The sequence below is a fragment of the Halomonas sp. LS-001 genome, from assembly GCF_052983955.1.
In genome coordinates this window covers 961,484-982,412 of the sequence record NZ_CM129816.1, presented here as the reverse complement: position 1 = coordinate 982,412, position 20,929 = coordinate 961,484, and the positions used below count along the sequence as shown (strand labels likewise).

Annotated in this window: 23 protein-coding genes; 4 read left to right on the top strand and 19 right to left on the bottom strand. The window is 56.1% G+C overall.

Annotated features, from left to right (window positions below):
* Nucleotides 1-14 precede the first annotated feature (14 nt).
* The 5 genes from apaG to ACU6TU_RS04265 form a co-directional block, all read right to left on the bottom strand.
* Nucleotides 15-392 carry a Co2+/Mg2+ efflux protein ApaG gene (gene apaG, locus ACU6TU_RS04285; RefSeq protein ID WP_447143346.1) on the bottom strand — a complete coding sequence of 126 codons (378 nt, stop codon included), beginning with the start codon at nt 390-392 and terminating at the stop codon, nt 15-17.
* Nucleotides 389-1,207, bottom strand: coding sequence for a 16S rRNA (adenine(1518)-N(6)/adenine(1519)-N(6))-dimethyltransferase RsmA (gene rsmA / locus ACU6TU_RS04280; RefSeq protein WP_447143345.1), 819 nt, complete (start codon nt 1,205-1,207; stop codon nt 389-391). Before rsmA ends, apaG begins: the two co-directional genes overlap by 4 nt.
* Nucleotides 1,208-1,283: 76 nt before the next feature.
* Nucleotides 1,284-2,345, bottom strand: coding sequence for a 4-hydroxythreonine-4-phosphate dehydrogenase PdxA (gene pdxA / locus ACU6TU_RS04275; RefSeq protein ID WP_447143344.1), 1,062 nt, complete (start codon nt 2,343-2,345; stop codon nt 1,284-1,286).
* Nucleotides 2,345-3,406, bottom strand: a complete 1,062-nt coding sequence (locus ACU6TU_RS04270) for a peptidylprolyl isomerase (protein WP_447143343.1) — start codon at nt 3,404-3,406, stop codon at nt 2,345-2,347. The genes pdxA and ACU6TU_RS04270 overlap by 1 nt, the downstream gene beginning before the upstream one ends.
* Nucleotides 3,407-3,437: 31 nt before the next feature.
* Nucleotides 3,438-5,885 (bottom strand): LPS-assembly protein LptD, encoded by a 2,448-nt coding sequence (locus tag ACU6TU_RS04265; protein WP_447143342.1) that lies wholly within the window; start codon nt 5,883-5,885, stop codon nt 3,438-3,440.
* Between the two features lie 70 nt (nt 5,886-5,955).
* On the opposite strand from ACU6TU_RS04265, the gene ACU6TU_RS04260 reads away from it, so the two are divergent.
* The 4 genes from ACU6TU_RS04260 to speD all read left to right on the top strand — a co-directional run bounded on the left by ACU6TU_RS04260 (nt 5,956) and on the right by speD (nt 9,170).
* The gene (locus tag ACU6TU_RS04260) at nt 5,956-6,969 is read left to right on the top strand and encodes an aminoglycoside phosphotransferase family protein (RefSeq protein WP_447143341.1); all 1,014 of its coding nucleotides are present in this window, start codon (nt 5,956-5,958) and stop codon (nt 6,967-6,969) included.
* 34 nt (nt 6,970-7,003) lie between these two features.
* Nucleotides 7,004-7,663 (top strand): N-acetylmuramate alpha-1-phosphate uridylyltransferase MurU, encoded by a 660-nt coding sequence (gene murU / locus ACU6TU_RS04255; RefSeq protein WP_447143340.1) that lies wholly within the window; start codon nt 7,004-7,006, stop codon nt 7,661-7,663.
* 120 nt (nt 7,664-7,783) lie between these two features.
* Entirely contained in the window at nt 7,784-8,203 is a 420-nt protein-coding gene (locus ACU6TU_RS04250; protein WP_447143339.1) for an OsmC family protein, read from the top strand.
* 172 nt (nt 8,204-8,375) lie between these two features.
* Entirely contained in the window at nt 8,376-9,170 is a 795-nt protein-coding gene (speD, locus tag ACU6TU_RS04245) for an adenosylmethionine decarboxylase (RefSeq protein WP_447143338.1), read from the top strand.
* Nucleotides 9,171-9,269: 99 nt separating this feature from the next.
* On the opposite strand, the gene brnA is transcribed toward speD, so the two are convergent.
* The 14 genes from brnA to ACU6TU_RS04175 form a co-directional block, all read right to left on the bottom strand.
* Nucleotides 9,270-9,539, bottom strand: a complete 270-nt coding sequence (brnA, locus tag ACU6TU_RS04240) for a type II toxin-antitoxin system BrnA family antitoxin (RefSeq protein WP_447143337.1) — start codon at nt 9,537-9,539, stop codon at nt 9,270-9,272.
* The gene (locus tag ACU6TU_RS04235; RefSeq protein WP_447143336.1) at nt 9,529-9,792 is read right to left on the bottom strand and encodes a BrnT family toxin; all 264 of its coding nucleotides are present in this window, start codon (nt 9,790-9,792) and stop codon (nt 9,529-9,531) included. Before ACU6TU_RS04235 ends, brnA begins: the two co-directional genes overlap by 11 nt.
* A 103-nt stretch (nt 9,793-9,895) precedes the next feature.
* The gene (gene lpxL / locus ACU6TU_RS04230) at nt 9,896-10,810 is read right to left on the bottom strand and encodes an LpxL/LpxP family Kdo(2)-lipid IV(A) lauroyl/palmitoleoyl acyltransferase (protein WP_447143335.1); all 915 of its coding nucleotides are present in this window, start codon (nt 10,808-10,810) and stop codon (nt 9,896-9,898) included.
* Between the two features lie 43 nt (nt 10,811-10,853).
* The gene (gene alr, locus ACU6TU_RS04225; RefSeq protein WP_447143334.1) at nt 10,854-11,951 is read right to left on the bottom strand and encodes an alanine racemase; all 1,098 of its coding nucleotides are present in this window, start codon (nt 11,949-11,951) and stop codon (nt 10,854-10,856) included.
* Between the two features lie 209 nt (nt 11,952-12,160).
* Nucleotides 12,161-13,138 carry an RNA polymerase sigma factor RpoS gene (rpoS, locus tag ACU6TU_RS04220; RefSeq protein WP_447143333.1) on the bottom strand — a complete coding sequence of 326 codons (978 nt, stop codon included), beginning with the start codon at nt 13,136-13,138 and terminating at the stop codon, nt 12,161-12,163.
* Between the two features lie 197 nt (nt 13,139-13,335).
* Nucleotides 13,336-14,400 (bottom strand): peptidoglycan DD-metalloendopeptidase family protein, encoded by a 1,065-nt coding sequence (locus ACU6TU_RS04215; RefSeq protein WP_447143332.1) that lies wholly within the window; start codon nt 14,398-14,400, stop codon nt 13,336-13,338.
* Between the two features lie 5 nt (nt 14,401-14,405).
* Nucleotides 14,406-15,377: a DUF368 domain-containing protein gene (locus ACU6TU_RS04210; protein WP_447143331.1), complete on the bottom strand. Its 972-nt coding sequence runs from the start codon at nt 15,375-15,377 to the stop codon at nt 14,406-14,408.
* Nucleotides 15,374-16,054, bottom strand: a complete 681-nt coding sequence (locus ACU6TU_RS04205; protein WP_447143330.1) for a protein-L-isoaspartate(D-aspartate) O-methyltransferase — start codon at nt 16,052-16,054, stop codon at nt 15,374-15,376. Before ACU6TU_RS04205 ends, ACU6TU_RS04210 begins: the two co-directional genes overlap by 4 nt.
* Entirely contained in the window at nt 16,038-16,787 is a 750-nt protein-coding gene (gene surE, locus ACU6TU_RS04200) for a 5'/3'-nucleotidase SurE (RefSeq protein WP_447143329.1), read from the bottom strand. The genes ACU6TU_RS04205 and surE overlap by 17 nt, the downstream gene beginning before the upstream one ends.
* Before the next feature lie 31 nt (nt 16,788-16,818).
* A complete protein-coding gene (truD, locus tag ACU6TU_RS04195) occupies nt 16,819-17,871 on the bottom strand; it encodes a tRNA pseudouridine(13) synthase TruD (protein WP_447143328.1) in 1,053 nt (350 codons plus the stop codon).
* Nucleotides 17,868-18,350: a 2-C-methyl-D-erythritol 2,4-cyclodiphosphate synthase gene (gene ispF / locus ACU6TU_RS04190; RefSeq protein ID WP_447143327.1), complete on the bottom strand. Its 483-nt coding sequence runs from the start codon at nt 18,348-18,350 to the stop codon at nt 17,868-17,870. Before ispF ends, truD begins: the two co-directional genes overlap by 4 nt.
* Nucleotides 18,351-18,486: 136 nt before the next feature.
* Nucleotides 18,487-19,197: a 2-C-methyl-D-erythritol 4-phosphate cytidylyltransferase gene (gene ispD, locus ACU6TU_RS04185; protein WP_447143326.1), complete on the bottom strand. Its 711-nt coding sequence runs from the start codon at nt 19,195-19,197 to the stop codon at nt 18,487-18,489.
* On the bottom strand, nt 19,197-19,565 hold the full coding sequence (ftsB, locus tag ACU6TU_RS04180) for a cell division protein FtsB (RefSeq protein WP_447143325.1): 369 nt from the start codon (nt 19,563-19,565) through the stop codon (nt 19,197-19,199). The genes ispD and ftsB overlap by 1 nt, the downstream gene beginning before the upstream one ends.
* A gap of 103 nt (nt 19,566-19,668) precedes the next feature.
* Nucleotides 19,669-20,892 carry a GNAT family N-acetyltransferase gene (locus ACU6TU_RS04175; protein ID WP_447143324.1) on the bottom strand — a complete coding sequence of 408 codons (1,224 nt, stop codon included), beginning with the start codon at nt 20,890-20,892 and terminating at the stop codon, nt 19,669-19,671.
* Between the last annotated feature and the right edge of the window lie 37 nt (nt 20,893-20,929).

Sequence of the window (20,929 nt, the reverse complement as noted above, 5' to 3'; positions counted from 1 at the left end):
CGCAAGCATGGGAATCAGTGAATCGACAGCGGCGCTGCAAGACGAAATGGCGCCACGGCGACATCAAAGGCACGCTGAGTTGAGGTGTCAAGCAGCGTGTAGGCACCTTCCATGGTGCCCACCGGGGTTTGCAGAATGGCGCGGCTGGTATAACGAAAGCGCTGGCCAGGGCCAATCAGAGGTTGCTGGCCCACCACGCCTTTGCCTCGCACTTCCTGATGCTCCCCACTCCCCTGAGTGATTTTCCAGTAACGGGCCAGCAACTGAACACTATGCGGGCTCTGGTTATGCACCGTGACACGATAGCTGAACACGTAGCGTCCCTGAACGTCACTGGACTCAGCCGCCTGATAGTGACTGGTGACCACCACCTGGATATCCAGAGCACTCACGACTCACCGCCGCTTGCCGCATCATCGCTGGCAACACGGTTGGCAATACGCACATATTCCTCAACGCTCAACGTTTGCGGTCGACGTCCCGGGTCAATCCCGAGATCTTCAAGGGTTTCAGCGCTGACACGCCCTTTGAAATTATTGCGCAGCGTCTTGCGACGCTGACCAAAAGCCATTTTCACCAGTGAAAACAGCAGTTCAGTATCGTCAGCAGGATGCGGAATCGTCGCATGGGGTGTCAGGCGCACAATGGCAGAATCGATCTTCGGGCGCGGGACAAAGGCCTCCGGCGGCACAATAAACAGCTGCTCCACCTGACAGTAATATTGCGCCATGACGGAAAGCCGCCCCCAGTCCGGGCCGTCCGGCGTAGCGGCCAGGCGCTCAACGACTTCTTTCTGAAGCATGAAGTGCATATCTGCCACCGCATTTTCTGCCTGCAGCAAATGTACGATCAAGGGGGTTGATATGTTGTAAGGCAGGTTGCCTACCACGCGCAGTGCCGGGCCATTACCTTTCAGTGCGTCAAAATCAAAGGCCAGGGCATCACCTTCGTGGATCACAAACTGCAGGTAGTTGAAGAACTTGACGCGTAATCCGGGGATCAGGTCGCGGTCAAGTTCAATCACTTCAAGTTTGCCCGTGGCTTCCAGCAGTGGCTCGGTCAGCGCCCCTTGGCCAGGGCCGATTTCGACCAGGCGATCCTCGTCACGTGGGCCTATGGCTCGAATGATGCGTCCGATAATACCGGGGTCGCGTAGAAAGTTCTGACCAAAACGTTTGCGCGCTCGGTGTTGCGGGACCTGAGACATTAAGCAGAATTCCTGGATTAATCATAAAAAGTCGATACGCCGCATTTGTCTTGCCAACAAGGGAGCGGACACACCCTCACGCTTTTTTTGCCTGGGTATCTGCCAATTGGCGGGCCAGACGAATGGCCACCTGCAAGCTGGCGGGCGATGCACTGCCACGCCCTGCCAGATCGAGCGCCGTACCATGGTCTACCGAGGTACGTACCAGCGGCAGGCCAAGCGTAATATTGGCAGCATTGCCGAAACCTGCATACTTTAATACAGCCAGACCCTGATCATGATACATCGCCAGCACCGCGTCTGCCTGCGCCAGATGGCGCGGCGTGAACAGGGTATCCGCTGGAAATGGCCCGCCCATGTTCAACCCTTCTTCTCTGAGTGCCTTCAGGGTGGGAATGATAACATCAAGCTCTTCACGCCCCAGGTGGCCATCCTCGCCCGCATGGGGGTTCAGGCCACACACCGAGATGCGGGGCTCGGCAATCCCGAACTGACGGGTCAGATCTGCTGCCAGAATACGGCTGACCCGCGCCACTCGCTCCGGGGTCACCGCATCCGCCACCTCTCGCAACGGCAGGTGTGTCGTGACCAGCGCAACCCGTAAGCTGCCGTCACCTGGCCAGTCACTGGCCTGCGTATGCAAGGCATTGTCGGTCGCCAGCATCATGACGACTTCGTCAACGCCACAGGCATCACGCAGCCATTCAGTATGGCCGGTGAAGTCGGTATATCCGCCGTCAATGATCACGCCTTTGTGCAGTGGCGCGGTTGTCATCGCCAGCGCCTGCCCACTCCGGCAGGCATTGACAGCGAGGTTCAGCGTATCAATCACATAGCCTGCATTGGCAGGGTCAAGCAGCCCTGGCTGGCAAGGTGCCCGCAACGCGCAATGCCAGACGGGAAGCACGTTATCCCCCTCAGGCAAGGGGTCGCCAGGCTGGCAGTCAACCAGTTCCACCTTGAGCCCAAGTGAACTGGCACGGGCTTTAAGCAGGTGTTTATCGGCAACGGCCACACAAGAACCCGGCAGCTGATTGCGCGCTGCCAGCATCAGCATCAACTCAGGGCCAATACCGGCAGGCTCACCGGTGGTGATGGCCACCGGCCGCTGCGAAGAAGCGTATTGCGGATCCATCATTAGAGCCGGATTTCCACAAAGGCCTGGTCACGAATCTCACGTTGCCAGGTACTCACTTCTTCATTGGCGCGACGCTGGAAAATAGCCTGACGCACCTGCTCGCGTAAATTTTCAGCGTTACTGGCCTGACGACGTTCCAACACTTCAATAATGTGGTAACCGAACTGCGAGCGCACCGGCGAGGACACCTGCCCTATCTGAAGCTGATTCATGGCGTCGTCAAAAGCGGGCACGGTTTGCCCGGGGCTAAGCCAACCCAGCGCACCGCCATTGACGGCACTGCCCTGGTCATCGCTCATCTCGCGTGCCACCGCCGCAAACGACTCCCCCTGCTCCAGGCGTGTCATTGCCTGCTCGACGAAAGCTCGAGCCTGTTCTTCGCTACGCCCCGAACCAACGCCAATCAGAATGTGGCGAGCCCGTGTTTCTGACATGCTTACGCCTTGTGAACCGCCCTGCTCTGCCAGAAAGCGATCCACGTCACCATTGCTGACAGACACTCGCTGGCTGACTTCGCGCTGCTGCAGCTGACGAATCAGCATTTCACGGCGAATTTCCTCACGTACCTGAGCGAGGCTGGTGCCGTCAGCTTCCAGACGATCAGCAAAGGCCTGTAACGTCATACCATTCGATTCAGCAATACCGCGCACCTGACCGTTGAGTTCGGTATCGTCAACGCTCAGATTCGCACGGCGGGCCCTCTGCAACTGAACTTCCTCAAGTACCATCTGCTCGAGCACCTGCTGTTCCAACTGAGCACGGCCTGGTGGGGTTTCCCCTTGAGAGCTGATCTGGCGGATGGCCTGATCAATACGGCGGTCAAGGTCGCTGCGCATGATGGCGCTCTCATTGACGACCGCCACCACGCTATCCAGCATCTGGCGCTCACTGCCAGGTAGCGATTGTGCCGCCGCGTTTGACGACACCATCAAGGTACCAGCGCCCACCAGAAGCGATAGTGTTCCTCCCCATGCCAGCTGCTTTGCCTGCTGCAACCAGCGCTTACCGTGCTGAGCCGCCATAGGGTGTGCCGGTGTTTGCCAAGTAGCTTTCTTCATCATGTAAAACGTCTCTTTCTTGAGTCCTGAGTAATTAAAGCGCCGATGGGCGATAGCCAGGAATAGTGCGTTCAAAGTAGCTGTCAGCGTCTTGCCCAACGCCGCCCAGGCCGTGAAGTACAAAGCGCAAGAACAGGCCACGGTCATTAAAGTCATCATTAACCCGTGCCGTGTCGTTATCATCCACCCAGTCACGCCAAACCAGCTGCAAGCCGTAACAGCAGTCATTCCATTGCACGCCGGCCAGCTTCTCAAGGGCACGGTCGTTGCTTTGATCGTGCAGGTAGTGGCCGATCAGATCAATCTTCGGACTGGCTTTCCAGGCAAACGAGAGTTCCCACTCTTCGCGATCAAAATTACGGTAACTCTCATCGACCGGATCCAGCGCCGGGTCAAACCCTTCTATTTCCCAGCGGTACCCCAGGTTCACGACATGGCCGCGTGGATGACGGTACGCAATATCGACGCCTGTATGTTCCGTGAGTTCACGCTGTTCATCGTAAAGCCATTGGGCCGACGTACGCCAACGCTCATTAACCTGCCAATCAATCCTGGAAACTAGAGGCGAGCGATCGCGTGTGGCTTGATAAAAACGTTCGGGATTAACATCAGGATTAGTATCTGATTGTTGCGGCAGCGATTGGTCATTACCGTCGATACCGACACGGCGATCGGCAAAGTAAAGGCTCTGCCCCACGCCGACGCTCAGATGCTCCTGACTATTGCTGTCCTCGATCAGGCGCGATTCCAATCCTACCGACAGGCGATTCAGGTCACCGACCCGGTCACTGCCGGAAAAACGTTTGGGAGACCATAGCTGCTCCCAAGAAAATGCCCGCTCGCGGCTGTCAAACTCAGGCAGGTCAACCTGATCAATGCGTGGCACGAAGGCGTAATTGATCCGCGGCTCCAGGGTTTGCCGATAGTCACGTTCGCCTAGCGCCAGCTCACGCTCAAAGAACAGCCCGCCATCAATCGAGCTAATGGTGGCACTGCGGTTCGGCGACGTATCGCGCTGCGTCTGTCGGTTGCCGTAGTCCAGCGCATAGGCGGTATGCCATAACTCAGCGCGCGGTGCCAGATAGCCCCATGGTTTTTCATAGCGCCAGCCCACGGCAGGTGCCAGGTGAATACGACTCCCGTTGGCGGCTTCCCGGATGGGCACCTGGGCCTGGTCGACATCCCGCCAGAAGTAGGTCGCGTTACTGTTCCATTCGGTATACAGACCATTATCCTGCGACCAACTGGCGGTCGCGTTTAAGCTTGGCAAACGATAAAACGGTTTATCGCTATCACTCAGCGGGTCGTCCAACCGCTGGTACCCTTGCAAACGGGCATCCAAACGCCAGCGCTCACCCTGATAATCGATCTGTGCTAGGCGCTCCATGCTGTATCGGTCATTGGAACCAAAGTTATCACTGAAATCGTCAAAGTAACGTCCATCGCTGGCGGCGCCATAGCGAAGCTGATAGTCGCTGGCATCATTGACGCGCCCGCCATGCTGGACATCCAGATACCAACGATCCTGACCTTCATAGCGGTTAGCATCGCCACCGGAGCCACCGTCATCACTGCTCAGCCAGGCACCTTCCAGCATGCCGCTACCATAACGCTCAGTCAGATAACGGTACTGGCCACCAAGCAGCAGCCCGCGGTCACTGATCCAGCGCGGTGTAACGGTGGCATCCTGATTGGGTGCGATATTCCAGTAAAACGGCTGAGTGAAGTCCAGCTGATCGCTGGAAAAGCTCACCGACGGTGACAACAAGCCCGTTTGACGACGATCATCAATCGGAAAACGCAGCCACGGCCAGTAGAAAACCGGCACGCCCTTCACTTCAAGCCGCGCATGACGCGCAACGCCATAGCCATTCGCCTGATCCAAGCGAATATCACTGCTGATCAGCTGCCAGCTGTTTTCACCCGGCTCACAGGTCGTGAAGCTCGCATCAGTCAGGCGATACACTTGTTCATCAAGTTGTTCCAACTGGCGCGCTTCACCGCGTACCCGCTGTTCGTAAAGTACGTACTGACTGTTTTCAATCGAGCCGCGATCCTGCTCAAGGAACAGCGTTGCCTTTTCTCCGCGCAACAGCGCCTGGCCATCACGCAGTTCGAACGCACCTTGCGCATCAACGCGCTCACGGCTGGCGGGCACAAAGAGCTGTTCGGCCTGCAGTTCAGAATCGCCCTGGCGCAACACCACATCACCACGCAGCATGGCTTCGCCATCAGCAGCATAGTCAGAGGCATCGGTTTCAATCATTATCTCTCGCAGATCACGACCGGCCGGCAGCCGATAACCAGGCATCACATATCGCCCACGGCAAACCTGGCGGCGAGCTTCCTCCTGCCCCCATGCCTGCCAGTCCAGCTGCGCGCCGTCGTGCTCTGCTGGCTGGGCTACCGCAGTGGTTGCAGCACTGGCCAACAGGCTGCCTGCAAACGTCAGCGGTAGGCTGCGCAAAAATCGCTTGCCCATAATCATTATCCTTGGCATCGAGAACCGGTATTATACAGCTAGCATAATGCCCGACCAGCCAGGAGCTTGCATGTCCTCTTTGCGGATTAACGCCCTTACCCAATGGGCCGCCCAACAAAACGGCCTTCACACGGATGAAATCACCCTGCACGATGCAGTGGGCGACGCCAGTTTCCGGCGCTATTTTCGTCTCACACTCCCCGATGGCAGTACTCAGGTGGTGATGGACGCGCCGCCGGAACAGGAAGATTCAACGCCCTTTGTGACCATCGCCCAACAATGGCAAGCCGCACAGCTGCCGGTGCCACAAGTGTTTGCCAGCAATCTGGAAGACGGATTCCTGTTGCTTGAAGACTTGGGTGATACGCCACTGCAGCACCATTTTACCGATGCCGCCAGCGTGCACCGGGAGACACATAGTGCGCTGATGCTGATCGGCGAGTTGCAAAACCGTGCGTCCCCAGCGCCGCTGCCACGCTACGATGCTGAACTGTTGGGGCGCGAACTCGACCTGTTTCCGCAGTGGTGCCTCAACCAGTGGCTGGCAATGCCGCCCCCTCCCGAGTGGCCTGCGCTGCGCAATGACCTGATTGAGCAGGCCCTTGCCCAACCCTTTGTCAGTGTCCACCGGGATTTTGATGCCATGAACCTGATGGTGCATCGCGACCAGCTTTATATGATCGACTTTCAGGACGCAGTGGCAGGCCCCTTGAGCTACGATGTGATTTCCGTATTACGCGGCCGCTACTGGCGCTTCAGTGCTGACGAATTTGCCGATGCCATCCAGTCGTTCTATCAACGCGCCCGTGCCGATGGGCGTTTGAGCAGCCGTACGGATGAAGCTGACTTTCTGCAGCAATGCCAGGCCATGGCCGCACAGCGCTCCCTCAAGGTGCTGGGTATTTTCTGCCGTCTGACCTTGCGGGATCACAAGTCAGGTTATCTGGATCGCCTGCCCCATTTTCTTGATCACCTAGAAGACAGCCTCGCCGCTCTGCCGGCACACGCTGGCTTTGCGCAATGGGTCTCGCAACAATTGCGCCCTGCGATAATGCAAGGTACCGCTGATCTGGCGCGCACTTGATGACACCCGGCAAACACCCTTTGATGGAGCTACGATGAAAGCCATGATTCTTGCCGCGGGCCTGGGCAAGCGGATGCGTCCACTCACTGACACCTGCCCCAAGCCGTTACTCCCGGTGGCAGGTAAGCCATTGATTGCCCATCACCTTGAACGCCTTCAACAGGCTGGCATCGAGGAGGTTGTGATCAACGTCAGCTATCTGGCGGATCAGATCATACAGGCATTGGGCGATGGGCGTCAGTTTGGCCTGTCACTGCAATTTAGCCGCGAAACCACGCCTCTGGAAACCGGCGGGGGGATTCGTCAGGCGCTGCCACTGCTCGGTGATGCTCCTTTTTTACTGGTCAACGGCGATGTATGGTGCGAAGCGCTACCCCAACAACGCTTTTTGAACGCTAGTGACCTGGCGCACCTGATGCTGGTCGACAACCCTGAGCATCACCCCGACGGGGACTTTCTGCTACAGGATGGCCGCTTACAGGCCACCGGCTCGCCCAAACTGACGTTTTCCGGTCTCAGCGTGATTCATCCGGCATTGCTGGCAGAGCAGCCGCCCGGCGCTTTCGCATTGGCACCGTTATTAAAAGACGCCATGCATCAGGGGCGAGTCAGTGGCGAACACTTTCGCGGGAACTGGGTCGACGTCGGCACGCCGGAACGCCTTCATTTACTTGACCGCCAGCTCACTCATTAGCGACTCACGACTCACGACTCACGATTCACGATTCACGATTCACGATTCACGATTCACGATTCACGATTCACGATTCACGATTCACAGTTTACGATTCGCCCAGACAATGGAGCCCACAATATGAAAGCACAGATTAAATGGACAGATGGCCGTCAGTTCATCGCGGAATCCGGCAGTGGCCATAGCGTGGTCATTGACGGACCACCTGAGCATGGTGGCCGCAACACTGGCCCTCGCCCGATGGAAATGCTGTTAATGGGCATGGGCAGCTGCACCGCCTTCGATGTGCTCAACATTCTCGACAAGGCACGTGCCAATGTGACCGACTGCGTTGCCCAGCTTGACGCAGAGCGTGCCGATAGCGTTCCTTCCGTCTTCACACGCATTCACGTGCATTTCGTAGTAACCGGCCACGACCTGAAAGAAAAGCAGGTTCAACGCGCCGTTGAATTATCGGCCGAAAAATACTGCAGCGCTTCTATCATGCTGGTTAACGGTGGCGTTGAGATCAGCCATTCTTTTGAGATTGTCGCCGCATAAAACGGTCGACACAGAAATTTTCTTCGCAAAACATTCGCTCGCTGGGTGCATCATCGCGCTCAGCTGGGCATAATACGCGCGCTTGTCATTAACGGCTTTAACCGTGCGCAAGTGATTCGGTTCCGGCGCTGGCTCGTCGGGGTGTCTTCATCCGCCATAGGGAGGCTCGGACATGTCAGATAATCTCCGACTCCACGGGTTTAACAACCTGACAAGCTCTTTGAGCTTTAATATCTACGACATCTGTTATGCCAAGACGGAAGAACAGCGCGCTGCCTACATCGATTATATCGATGAGCTGTATAACGCAGAACGTTTGACACAGATCCTCAAGGACGTCACCAACATTATTGGCGCCCACGTGCTCAATATTGCCCGTCAGGATTACGAACCCCACGGTGCCAGTGTGACCGTGTTAATTGCCGAGCATGAACTTGAAGAATCAACACTTGGCCATATTGAACCCGGCCCCGGGCCTCTGCCCGAAACCGTGGTTGGCCATCTGGACAAAAGCCATGTCACGGTACACAGCTACCCGGAATCCCACCCGGATAACGGCATCAGTACGTTTCGCCTGGATATTGATGTATCGACCTGCGGTCACATCAGCCCGCTAAAGGCCTTGAACTATCTGATTCACAGCTTCGATTCCGATATCGTCACCATGGATTACCGGGTGCGTGGTTTTACCCGTGACGTAGATGGCAAAAAGCTATTTATCGACCACGAAATCACCTCGATTCAGGACTATCTGGCCAACGATACCAAAGAGGCCTACCAGATGATTGATGTGAACGTGTATCAGGAAAACATTTTTCACACCAAGATGCTGCTCAAGGATTTTGACCTGGATAACTATCTTTTCGGCACCTCACGGCGCGACATTACTTTCGAAGAAGCCCGCGATATCGAAAGCCGCTTGCGCAAGGAAATGCTGGAGATTTTCTACTCACGCAACATGGCCTAGCCTTTAACGCTGAAGCAAACAAAAATGCCGGACCGCCAATGGCGAGTCCGGCATTTTTATCAAACCAGTAATAACTGCAATCTTGTTTTTAACGCCGCGCTAATGTGAGCTGCCTGCAGTATCTCCACCGAGCGGTTTGTTAGCAGATTCTGCTTGAAGTCGCTCCACTAACCACACCTTGATGATAGATTGGCGGGTAACGCCAATACGCGCGGCCTCACGATCTAACGATTCTACCACCCAAGCCGGAAAGTCGACGTTGATTCGCTTATGCTCTTGATTGACGCGGCGAGCCGAAGAAAGATCAAGATCATTAATAATATCCTCCTGACCTTCTTCAAATTTTTTTTCGAAGTGTTTAGCTTTCATAGAGCGCAACCTCCTTCTGACGAGAGCGCCTGACGGAGATCAGACGAATACGACCGTCCCTGTATGTAACGACAGCTGACCAGTGCTTTTCACCAAGCTTGCCAATCAGCAAGAACCTGGGTTCATCCTCTGATATGGCACGCAGCTCAAGCAGGTACGGATCTTTCCACAGTCCTTGGGCAGAAACGAAATCAATACCGTGCTTATCTAGATTAGTCTGGCTTTTGGCTTCGTCGAATTCAAACTCATCCATGAGTGCAAATTATTCCTTTTTTACTCATTTCGCAAGATATAGACAGACGTTGAAGCAGCTAATACTAATTTTTCTGAACCGACAGTGAAGCCGGATCGCCTGTCTAATAGATTTCAGGCTCCCCTTCCGGGCGCGTCTTGAAGCGTCGGTGCAGCCACAGATACTGCTCCGGATGTTTGCGAATGGCCTGCTCGATGATGGCATTGATGCGGGTAGCATCAGCAACCTCATCTCCGCTGGGAAAATTTTCCAGCGCAGGCAGCCACTCGATGGTGTAGGTGCGATTATCCGGATTGCGGTGATACATCATGGGAATGACCGGCGCACCGGTCATGCGGGCAATCTTCGCCGTTAGCTTGATGGAGGCCGCCGGCTGGCCAAAGAAAGGCGCAAAGACACTGACATCGCGGCCGAAATCCTGATCCGGTGAATACCACACCGCTCGCCCTGCTTTAAGGCGGCGCACCATGCCACGCAAGTCATGGCGATGAATGGTCTGACCAAACGCTCGTGAACGGGCTCGGGTCATGAAACAATCAAACAGCGGATTATTGTGTGGCCGATACACGGCATCTGCAGAGAAAAACAATGAATGCAGTGCCCCACCCAGATCCAGTGCCGAAAAGTGAATACCGATTACCAGCGCCCCTTTTTTTTCAGCCAATGCCCTGGACAGGTTTTCCTGGCCAATCCGCGTCACGCGATGGCGAAAATCTTCCACATTACGGCACCAGCCAGTCGCGGTTTCAATCAGCCCAATACCATTGGCGATAAAGATGTCTTTCACCAGCTGGCGCTGGGCAGCGGCATCTTTCTCAGGAAAGCACAACGCAATATTGGTTTCGGTAATCCGCCGACGACGTTTCACAAACCGCCAGGCCAGCAGGCCAATGACGTTACCCAGCCATAATTTAAGCGGCCAGGGCAACCAGGCAGCCACATACATCGCCCCTATCGCTAACCAGGTACTCCAATAGCGGGGATGAGCAAACGAACGGGGATAGCGTGATTTTGCCATAGGGTTTACTTCATCGTCGTTACGTAGCAATCCATCAATAACGTCAGCGGGTGCCGTGATAGCGACGCGGCACGCGAGGCAATATGCCCGTCAACAACGTATAGCTGATGGTGTCACAGTGGCGAGCCACTTCATCAACGGGCAGAACCGCGCCGTTAGCTGCCTGGCCCCAGAGCACCACTTCGCTGCCGATGGTGGTATCAGGCAGATGCGTCACATCCACTGTCAGCATATCCATAGACACCTTACCGGCAATTTTGGCGGGCTGCCCCTCGACCAGCACCGGTGTGCCATCGACGGCATGACGGTCATAGCCATCACCGTAGCCGCCTGCCACCACAGCCACTCGGCCGCGCTCGGACATTCGCCAGCGGCCACCATAGCCCACCGGCTCACCGGCATCTAGTTCGCGGATGGCAATCACTTCAGAACGCAATGTCATGACCGGTTTCAGTTGACGCGACAGGTCATTGGCGGTTTCCAGCGGATCGCTGCCATACAGCATTACGCCCGGGCGGTTCCAGTCACCGTGCGCAACTGGGTGCGCAAGTGTCGCGGGCGAGTTTGCCAGACACAGCGGCGCGTTCAAGCGTGCGGCCAGTGCATTCAAGGTGACCATCTGCTGTGAAAAATACTCGCTATTGCTGGCATCGGCAGAGGCAAAGTGACTCATCAGCTGCAACGCGGTTGCCTGTGGCGCAGCCAAAAGCTGGTGCCAGACCTGCTCCGCCTGTTGGGGTGAGAACCCTAACCGGTGCATCCCGGAATCCACTTTCAGCCACACGGGAATTGGCTGACGCGGCGTAAACGCCAGCAGCGCTTCCAGCTGCCAATCGGTATGTATCGCCATCCACAAGCGATGCTCGTCCACCAGCGCCAGCTCCGAGGCCTCAAAAATCCCTTCCAGCAGAACAATCGGTGCCTGAATACCGGCGTGGCGCAAGGCCAGTGCTTCTTCAATGCAGGCAACGGCAAGGGCCGGAGCCAGTCCTTCCAGCGCCCGCGCGCACGCCACCGCCCCATGGCCGTATGCGTCGGCCTTGATCACAGCAACAGACTGACTCTGCGGAGCGCACGCGCATGCCAATTGGTAGTTATGACGCAAAGCGTCCAGATTAATATCAGCCACTAATGGACGCATAGGTCTTCTCACAGCAGTATTTGAAGCAATCATTAAAGCAAGTTGTTAAAACTGTCCGTTAGAACAGTCGTTAAAACAGTATATTACAACAAGACGTAGAAACAGGCTCGCTACATGAAGGCGCATGGGTCATCAAAAACCATCACCCTACACGCCGCTACCCGCCTGACAGCGGGTAGCGAGCGGACGATGACAGTATCGGAAACACGTCAGGTTTCGAAAATGGCCTCCAACGATAAGCCCTGCTTTTCCAGCGAGCGGCGCAGCTTTTTTAATGCTTCCACCTGAATCTGGCGAACACGTTCTCGCGTCAGGCCAATTTCTGCCCCTACATCTTCAAGGGTAGCGGCTTCGTGGCCACGCAAACCAAAGCGCCTGACCACCACTTCGCTCTGTTTTTCGCTCAGCTCACTAAGCCAGCGTTCCACATGGGCTTTCACATCGCCATCCACCAATAAGGCTTCTGGCCCGTGATCATCGTCATCTGTCAGCGTATCCAGTAATGGCTTGTCGCTATCACCGCCCATTGGATAATCCACTGAGGACACACGCTCATTGAGCCCCAGCATCTTTTTGACGCTTTCAACCGGCTTATCCAGATACTCAGCTATTTCTTCGGGCGTGGCCTCATGATCCAGTTTTTGCGTCAGTTCACGGGCAGCGCGCAGGTAAATATTCAGCTCTTTGACAACGTGGATCGGTAACCGGATAGTGCGCGTCTGGTTCATCAAGGCACGCTCGATCGTCTGACGAATCCACCAGGTAGCGTAGGTCGAAAAACGAAACCCTCGCTCTGGATCAAACTTTTCGACGGCGCGAATCAACCCCAGGTTACCTTCTTCGATCAGGTCTAACAGGGTCAAACCGCGATTCAGGTAGCGACGAGAGATTTTGACCACTAGGCGCAGATTGGACTCAATCATGCGCGAGCGCCCGAGAGGATCGCCTTTTCGCGCCAACCGGCCGTAATAGACTTCTTCTTCCGGGGTCAGCAGCGGTGAAAAGCCGATCTCGTTGAGGTAGATCTGCGTGGCATCCAGGCTTTGAGATGCGGCTCGCCCTTCTCGGCCCAGCGCTTTCTCGAATGCCTCTTCCTCAGCGGCAACTTCTTCATTATCAGCGTCACCCAACGCCTCTTCCACGGCGTTTAAGTCTACGTCCTGTAGATCCTGTTCCAGCATACTCATCGCATCTTCCCCCGTCATCTCGCCTTGTTTATGCCACCAGGCTCATCAATGTCACCGATGGCCGCTGATCTCTCGAAGATGTTGTACCTCAGATTAACGCACGAAGCATTAACGACGATTTTATAATTTTATTTTCACTGAGCATCTAACAAGCCAGTCTAAACATGCATGATGCGCTGAGCGTGCTGACAGAATCGTTACCGTCCCGGCAAATATGTCAAAGGATCTTCCGGCTGACCATCCTTGCGTATTTCAAAGTGCAGTCTTGCATCTTCGGCGTCACTATCGCCCATTGTGGCAATGGTTTCACCGGTGTTTACCACATCGTTTTCCTTAACCTGCAACGAATCGTTATGCGCATAGGCAGACAGGAACTCGTCGTTGTGCTTAATCAGAATCAGGTTGCCGTAACCACGCACTCCACTTCCGGCATAAACAACAATTCCTGGACCTGCTGCTTTAACAGGTTGCCCCTTTTGCCCGGCGATATCAATCCCGGCCGTGATGCTGCCTCCTTCATCGAAGGTACCGACAACATCACCCTCTACCGGCCACTGCCAGTTGATGTTTTCTGCTGGCGCGTAAGATCTATCACTGCGATCAACATTTGACTGACTGGTGGATGCCGTCGAACTCGCCTGCGGTTCCGGCTCTGGTTCCGGCTCTGGTTCCGGCTCTGGTTCCGGCTCTGGTTCCGGCTCTGGTTCCGGTTCCGGTTCCGGTTCCGGCTCTGGCTCAGGTTCCGGTTTCGGCTCTGGCTCTGGTTGCGGCTCCGGCTCTGGTTGCGGCTCCGGCTCTGGTTGCGGCTCTGGCTCAGCATCGGCAGCAGCAGAAGACTCATTCGGCAGAAGCCAGTCCACTTCCTGATCGTTCGCGGCAATTTCAACGGGCGCATCACCCAACCCAGTGGCAACGACGCCTCGGGAGGTTTCCTGCGGCTGACGTTCTGCCGCAGACGCCTGCGGCGCTTCGGCTACCTGACGAGGACGCTCACCGCCCTGCGACGCTCCCAGCTCAATGCGCTGGCCAGGGTAGATATTGTAAGGTGCCTGAATATCATTACGCGCAGCAAGCTCACGATAATCCAGACCATGCTGCCAGGCGATACCGTAAAGCGTATCGCCCTGCGCCACTGTGTACTGGCTACTGGAATCAATACTGCGCCGTGCCTCACTCACATCACGCACCTGTGGGCTTCCTTGCTGACTTGCGCAACCGGCAACAGTCAGAGCAAGCGCCGATAAAAGAAAAACTTTACGCATTAGGGTTACGACTCCTTGTTAGCGCTTGATTCAACGTTGAGTTGTGAATGCCGCGCCTTATGTGCCTGATGGTTCAAACCAATCACCAGCAAGGCACCTGAAAGCATTAAAATAATGACACCGACCAGCTGGGCTGAATCACCGGTCAGGACTGCATAATCATCAGGCATCAGATAGCGGAAAGCCAACGGGATCATTTGGCCATCTGGCCCCATTTGATATCCCACCAGTTCTCGCCAAGGCCAGATAGTTGGCAAAGACCCGACTATAAAACCTAATAAAAGTTGCATGGTAGCATCGTGCTGACGCTTGAACAGCCACGCCAGGAGGCGTGAAAACAGTGCCATGCCGATCAGGCAACCGAGACCGAATAAACCGATGATCACCAGATCAAAACTGCGAATTGCCTGCATGATGGTGCCGTACAGACCCATGGTCAAAAGCAGAAAACTCCCCGACACCCCTGGGAGCAGCATGGCGCTGATGGCGATGGCACCGGCCACGATAACCAGCAGGTTCTCATTTCCCAGCTGCAACACCATGGGCATTAATCCTGGCAGCGACTTTGCTAGCCACACACCGACGGCGAGCGGGATCAGATACCAGAATTTCCAGTGACGCATGGCGCTATGAACCACCAGTGCCGAGGCTGCCACCAGGCCGAAAAAGAAGCCATCCAACAGCAGTGGCTGAGTATGCATTAACCACACAGCCAGATGTGCCACACTGGCAAGGCTCATCATCACGCCAAGTGCCAGGGGCAACAGAAAGGCCAGATTGAGGTGTACGTACAGCCCTTTGAGCCCGCCTTGACGCCAGGCGCTCCAGGCGCTGGGGCCAAACTGGCGGATGGAATCAATCAATTGCTCATAAATACCGGTAACAAAGGCGATAGTGCCGCCTGAAACACCAGGCACCGCATCAGCAGCACCCATGCCCGCCCCTTTTAAAAATAACCCCAGCGTTTGACGCTTCAATTCACCACTCCTTGTAGTAGCGGGACAAATCGGACCGGCTCTAATCGACGTTTTTCGTACACATTTCCAATTCTTCGCACCTGGGTCAACCATTGGTCACCGTTGCTTTCTTCAATCGGCGCGATAAGCACCCCGCCGTCGCGCAGTTGCTCGAGTAAATCACTCGACAGTGTCTGCGCGCAGGCGGTCAGCAAAATAACATCATAAGGGGCTGCCTGTGGCCAACCATGATTGCCGTCTGCCACGGCAAGACGCGCCGGTGCATTGAGCAATTTCAGACGATGGGCGGCGCGCTCGTGCAGACTCTGGATTCTTTCCAGAGAGTAAAGTTCATCCACCAGACCCGACAGCACCAGCGTCTGATAACCCGAACCGGTTCCCAGTTCGAGGACACGACGTGGCGCCTCACGCAGCGCAAGCTCTGTCATGCGCGCGACAGTCAAGGGTTGTGACAGGGTTTGCCCAAAGCCAATAGGAAGCGCGGTATCCTCGTAGGCACGATGCGCCAAGGCTTCATCAACAAAGAGATGTCGCGGGGCTTGCGCCATGATGTCCAGCACCCGTTGGTTGCGAATCCCCTGACGCGCCAGCCGAGCGACCATGCGGTCACGGGTCCGCTGAGACGTCATTCCACGCCCGCGTAACTCAACAGGTGACAGTTCAGGTAGTAAATGCATCCAACCAGTCCTGTACATCACCGCATGCGGTATGGCGGGTCAGATCCGTCTGCAGAGGGGTAACCGAGACATACCCGGCTTCAACCGCAGCGAAATCGGTATCATCGCCGTCATCGGCATTGGCCCCTACGGCGGCAATCCAGTAGCGGGTGCGCCCGCGGGGGTCCTGCATGGCAAGCGGCTTTTCTGCCGGGCCTCGGTAGCCCATACGCGTCACCTTGATGCCGCGAATCTCGTTCCACGGCAGGTCAGGTACGTTAACGTTGAGCAAAGTGCGTGGCGGCAGGGAAAGCTGGTCAGCCGCCCCCACCAGAATGGCAGCGACGCGAGCGGCTGTTTCAAAGTAGCGTTCACCGCATAGCGACATGGCAATCGCCGACATCCCCAGGTTACGCCCTTCCATGGCCGCGGCCACGGTGCCTGAATAAAGCACGTCATCGCCCAGGTTGCTGCCATGGTTGATGCCTGAAATCACCAGGTCAGGCCTTTCATCCCAGACGCCGTTAACTCCCAAGTAAACGCAGTCTGCTGGCGTGCCGTCAACGCTGTAAAAACCGTTTTCCATTGCACTGAGCAGGAGTGGTCGTGAAAGCGTCAGCGAATTGCTGGCACCACTGCGATCACGATCAGGCGCTACCACACGCAGCTTGGCATGCGGTATCAACGCATCGTGCAAGGCACGCAGCCCGGGGGCATGGACGCCATCGTCGTTGGAAAGCAGCAATCGCCGCATCAGCGTTCTCCTTGTTATGAATAATGGATCATCAATCGTTCGCGACGTCCGGATGGACGATCAGCTCACTCAACACTGCCGTGGCGAAAGCGCCACGCGGCAGGGCAAAGCTTAATATCGCGTCGTCCTCATCCCCATGTTCAAGGACGGGATCCCCCAGCCGCACTCTAAGCGCCCGTCTTGACGCTTTAACGCCGCTTCGGGCTAAGCCGTCACATAGTAACGGGTGCTGTTCAGCCAGCGCCGCTTCAAGACGTTGGGCGGGCGACTCATCTGCGTGAAAGTCCGCCCCCCAGAGCAGCCCTGTCGGATGAATATCGAGCCTGTCGGCCCGCTCAGCAAGAACTGTATCAACCCGGTCGATGCGAAACAGGCTGTGCGTGCCTTCCAGCATGGCCGTATCGCCGTCCAGCAGGGTTTTCCAATCACCGCTGGCCACGCGTTGGCTGAGTAGTTCATTGAACAGGAAACTGCGCGCACAGGAAAGCAGCAACCCCTGACGGTCGTCACGTTTTCGCCAGCCACGTGCGAGTAATGCTTGTGCACGTTGCAGATTACGACCTTCAATACCAAAGCGTTGCGGCCCGAAATAGTTGGGCACCCCCTCGCGACACAGAGCTTCCCAACGCGTGATAAATGCCGGTTGTTTTACCGCTTCACCTTGCAAACGCAGAATAAAGCGGTTGGTGCGGTGCACGCCGCGTTTCAGTTTGCGCGGATGACGCGCCTGGTCAAGCACCTTGACGCCCAATGCTGCCAATTGGGTTTCCAGGCCAGACGGCGCCTCACGACCTGGCAGCTGGACACTCAGCCATTGCCGGGTGACGGCGACACGGTCTTTCATGCCTGAATAGCCGATATCCCTGGGAGATACCTCACACAGCCTGGCCAGCTGCCTGACCACATCGAGCGTGGTCAGGTTACGCTTTTCAATGCGCAACCAGAGGTGCTCGCCATGGGCTTCCGGCGTGAAATCCAGCTGCTCATCAACAATAAAGTCTTCCGGTTTCAGGCGGAAACTGGCGGGTTCAGGCGCACCCAGCGACGCATCCAGGCAACGCGACCACGTCGGCAGCGGCGTCATGCATCCCCCCGCGGCACCAGCAGGACAACAGCTTCAGCGGCAATGCCCTCACCTCGCCCGGTAAACCCAAGGCGCTCAGTGGTTGTCGCTTTGACACTGACCTGATCCAGGCGGGCACCAAGATCCTCCGCCATCACACGACGCATGGCATCAATATGCGGGGCCATTTTCGGCGCCTGCGCCATCAAGGTGGCATCCAGATTTGCCAGCTGCCAGCCGGCCTGTTCGATCAGGATGTTCACCTGGCGCAACAGGTTTCGGCTGTCAATCCCCTTAAACGTCGCATCAGTATCGGGAAAGTGATGGCCAATGTCGCCCAGCGCGCAGGCACCCAGCAGGGCATCACAGACCGCATGAAGCAACACATCACCATCGGAATGGGCCACAAAACCGTATTCAAACGGCAGTTTCACCCCGCCGACCATTAAATGATCGCCCGGACCAAAACGATGGACATCAAAGCCGTGGCCGATGCGCATGACATTCTCCTGAAAACAAACGTTCCTGAAAATTAACGTTGCTGAAAATAAATGTTCTTGAAAAATTGGAGTGGCGTTATTCGTTATTCGTTATTCGTTATTCGTTATTCGTTATTCGGCAAGACCGGACACTTTGTCACCGGATTGCCTGCTGAGCAGACAGAATCGCGGCGGCCAATACCAGATCATCCGGATGAGTAACTTTAATGTTATCGCGTCGCCCGCTAACCAGCTGCGGGGACTCGCCTATGGCTTCCAGCGCAGAGGCTTCATCCGTCACCTGAGTGGCATTCTCCCGGAGACCGTCCCGGGCGTGTTCCAGGGCGCGGCGCAATAACCCGTAGCGACACCCTTGCGGGGTTAGCGCATGCCATAACCCCTCGCGGGATTCGGTATGTGCAACCGCTCCGCTAGCGCTGGCACGTTTCATGGTGTCCGCCACCGGCATCGCCAGCAGTGCGCCACCGCGATGCAAGCGGGCGGCCTTCTCCAGCGCAATCAGGTCAGTAACAGCGACACAGGGTCTGGCCACATCATGTACCAGCACCAGATCATCATCGGCGGCATCCATCGCCTGCAGCGCATTGAGCACACTATCCATACGCTCGGTGCCACCGGCTACCCGCTGCCAACCGTTGAACGGCACCCAGTCGGTTTCAAACCAGCGGTCATCGGCATCCAGACACAAAACCAGTCGGGCGCTGGGAAGGGCTGCATATAAACGTTGCAGTGTCTGCACCAGTATCGGCTTTCCCTGAAGGGTCAGATACTGCTTGGGGATATTCGCCCCCATACGTTTACCTTGCCCCGCTGCTGGTACCACCAGCCAGGTGATATCACCACTCATTACTCGGCACGCCCCGCTGCCACCGGGGTCTCCAACGTCACGCCAGGCACCCAGAAAAACTGCTCATCCGCGCGCACCATACCGATATCGCTGCGCGCCCGTTCCTCAATGGCATCCAATCCGGTTTTCAGATCGGTAATCTCGGCGCTCAAGCGGGCATTACGATCTCTCAACGGCGCATTGACCGCTTCCTGTTCAGTGACTCGCTGCTGAATCTTCTGAAGGTCATACCAGCCACCGGTTCCCCACCAAAGCTGATATTGCAACAGCAAAAGCACCACCAGCAGCGTCGCAACCAACCACTTCCTGACGGGCCATCGGGTTACCGTCCTGTCCTGCGTTTCGCGACTCGACACACTGTCATCCATAAGATTTCCAGAAATACGTTATTGACCAGAACTGTCTGTCAGGCACAAAAAAATTACAAACATTATGCCATCAAGGCTTTCTGGCAGCGAGCCACGACGCCGGTCATTTTTCAGGCGTTTTCTCTGATACATCCTTTTGGGCTTTAAACGGCAATGCCTCTTGAGCGGCTGCGCGATAAGCGGCCACCTGAACGCCCTCTTCATGGCAGAACTGTGCCACGCCAGCGGCAAGCCCCGGATGAGCCAGATAATGCAAGGAACATAGCCGCTGCGGGTGAAAACCGCGCACCAGCTTGTGCTCTCCCTGAGTGCCTGGGTCAAACAGGGTCAGACCGTTTTCCAGACAATATTCAATTCCCTGGTAATAGCAGGCTTCGAAATGCAGACAGTCAGCAACCACTTCGCTGCCCCAATAACGCCCATAGAGGCTCTTTGTACCTCGTAAGTACAGGGCCGCAGCCACCGGACGCCCTTCCAGACGAGCCTGCACCAGCATCAGTGTTTTCGGCATGGCACGATGCAGGCGCTGAAAAAACTCAAGATTCAGATACGGAGGGCGTCCACGTTCATGATAGGTAATCGTGTAGCAGCGATAAAAATGCGCCAGTGCCTGCGCGGATATTTCCTCGCCCTCAAGCCGATGCAGGGTAATTCCCTGGTCCGCGACAATGCGTCGCTCACGCTTGATCATCTTGCGCCGTTTAGACGTCATGGCGGCCAGAAAGCCATCAAAACTTGCGTAATCGGCATCGTGCCACTGAAACTGCACACCTTCACGGGAGATTAACGCCGGCCACTGACGCTGCCAGGCGGCTACCTCACCCGCGTTTCCAAACAGCAAATGCCAGCTGGATAATCCTTCTAGCTGGCAGAGTAACTGCAATCGCTGGAATAACACCTCAAGCACCGCGCTGCGGTCGACATCCGATGCCACTAGAGAACGCTGCCCGGGGACTGGCGTGTAGGGAATCGCACTCAAGGCTTTCGGGTAGTAACGCCCACCCGCCCTTTCAAGCGCATCCGCCCACCCCCAGTCGAATACATACTCCCCATAGGAATGATATTTCCGATACAGCGGTAGCGCGCCAACCAGCTTTTGCCCTTGCCAGACTGCCAGATGCGCAGGCACCCAGCCGGTGTCTTCACTGACCGAGCCACTGGCTTCCAGCGCCTGCAGATAGCCATGCTGCAAAAAAGGCTGGTCTGCCTCTACCAGGGCATCCCATTGCTTCGCTGTCACCTCGGAAATGCGTGATAACAACGTACAGCTCAATGGTTCAGGACACGACGCTGGCGCAGTCGGTTGTTCATTTGATGAAGGAGCCATACTACCTCTCAAGTCAGCGGTGGCGGCTAAAAATCGC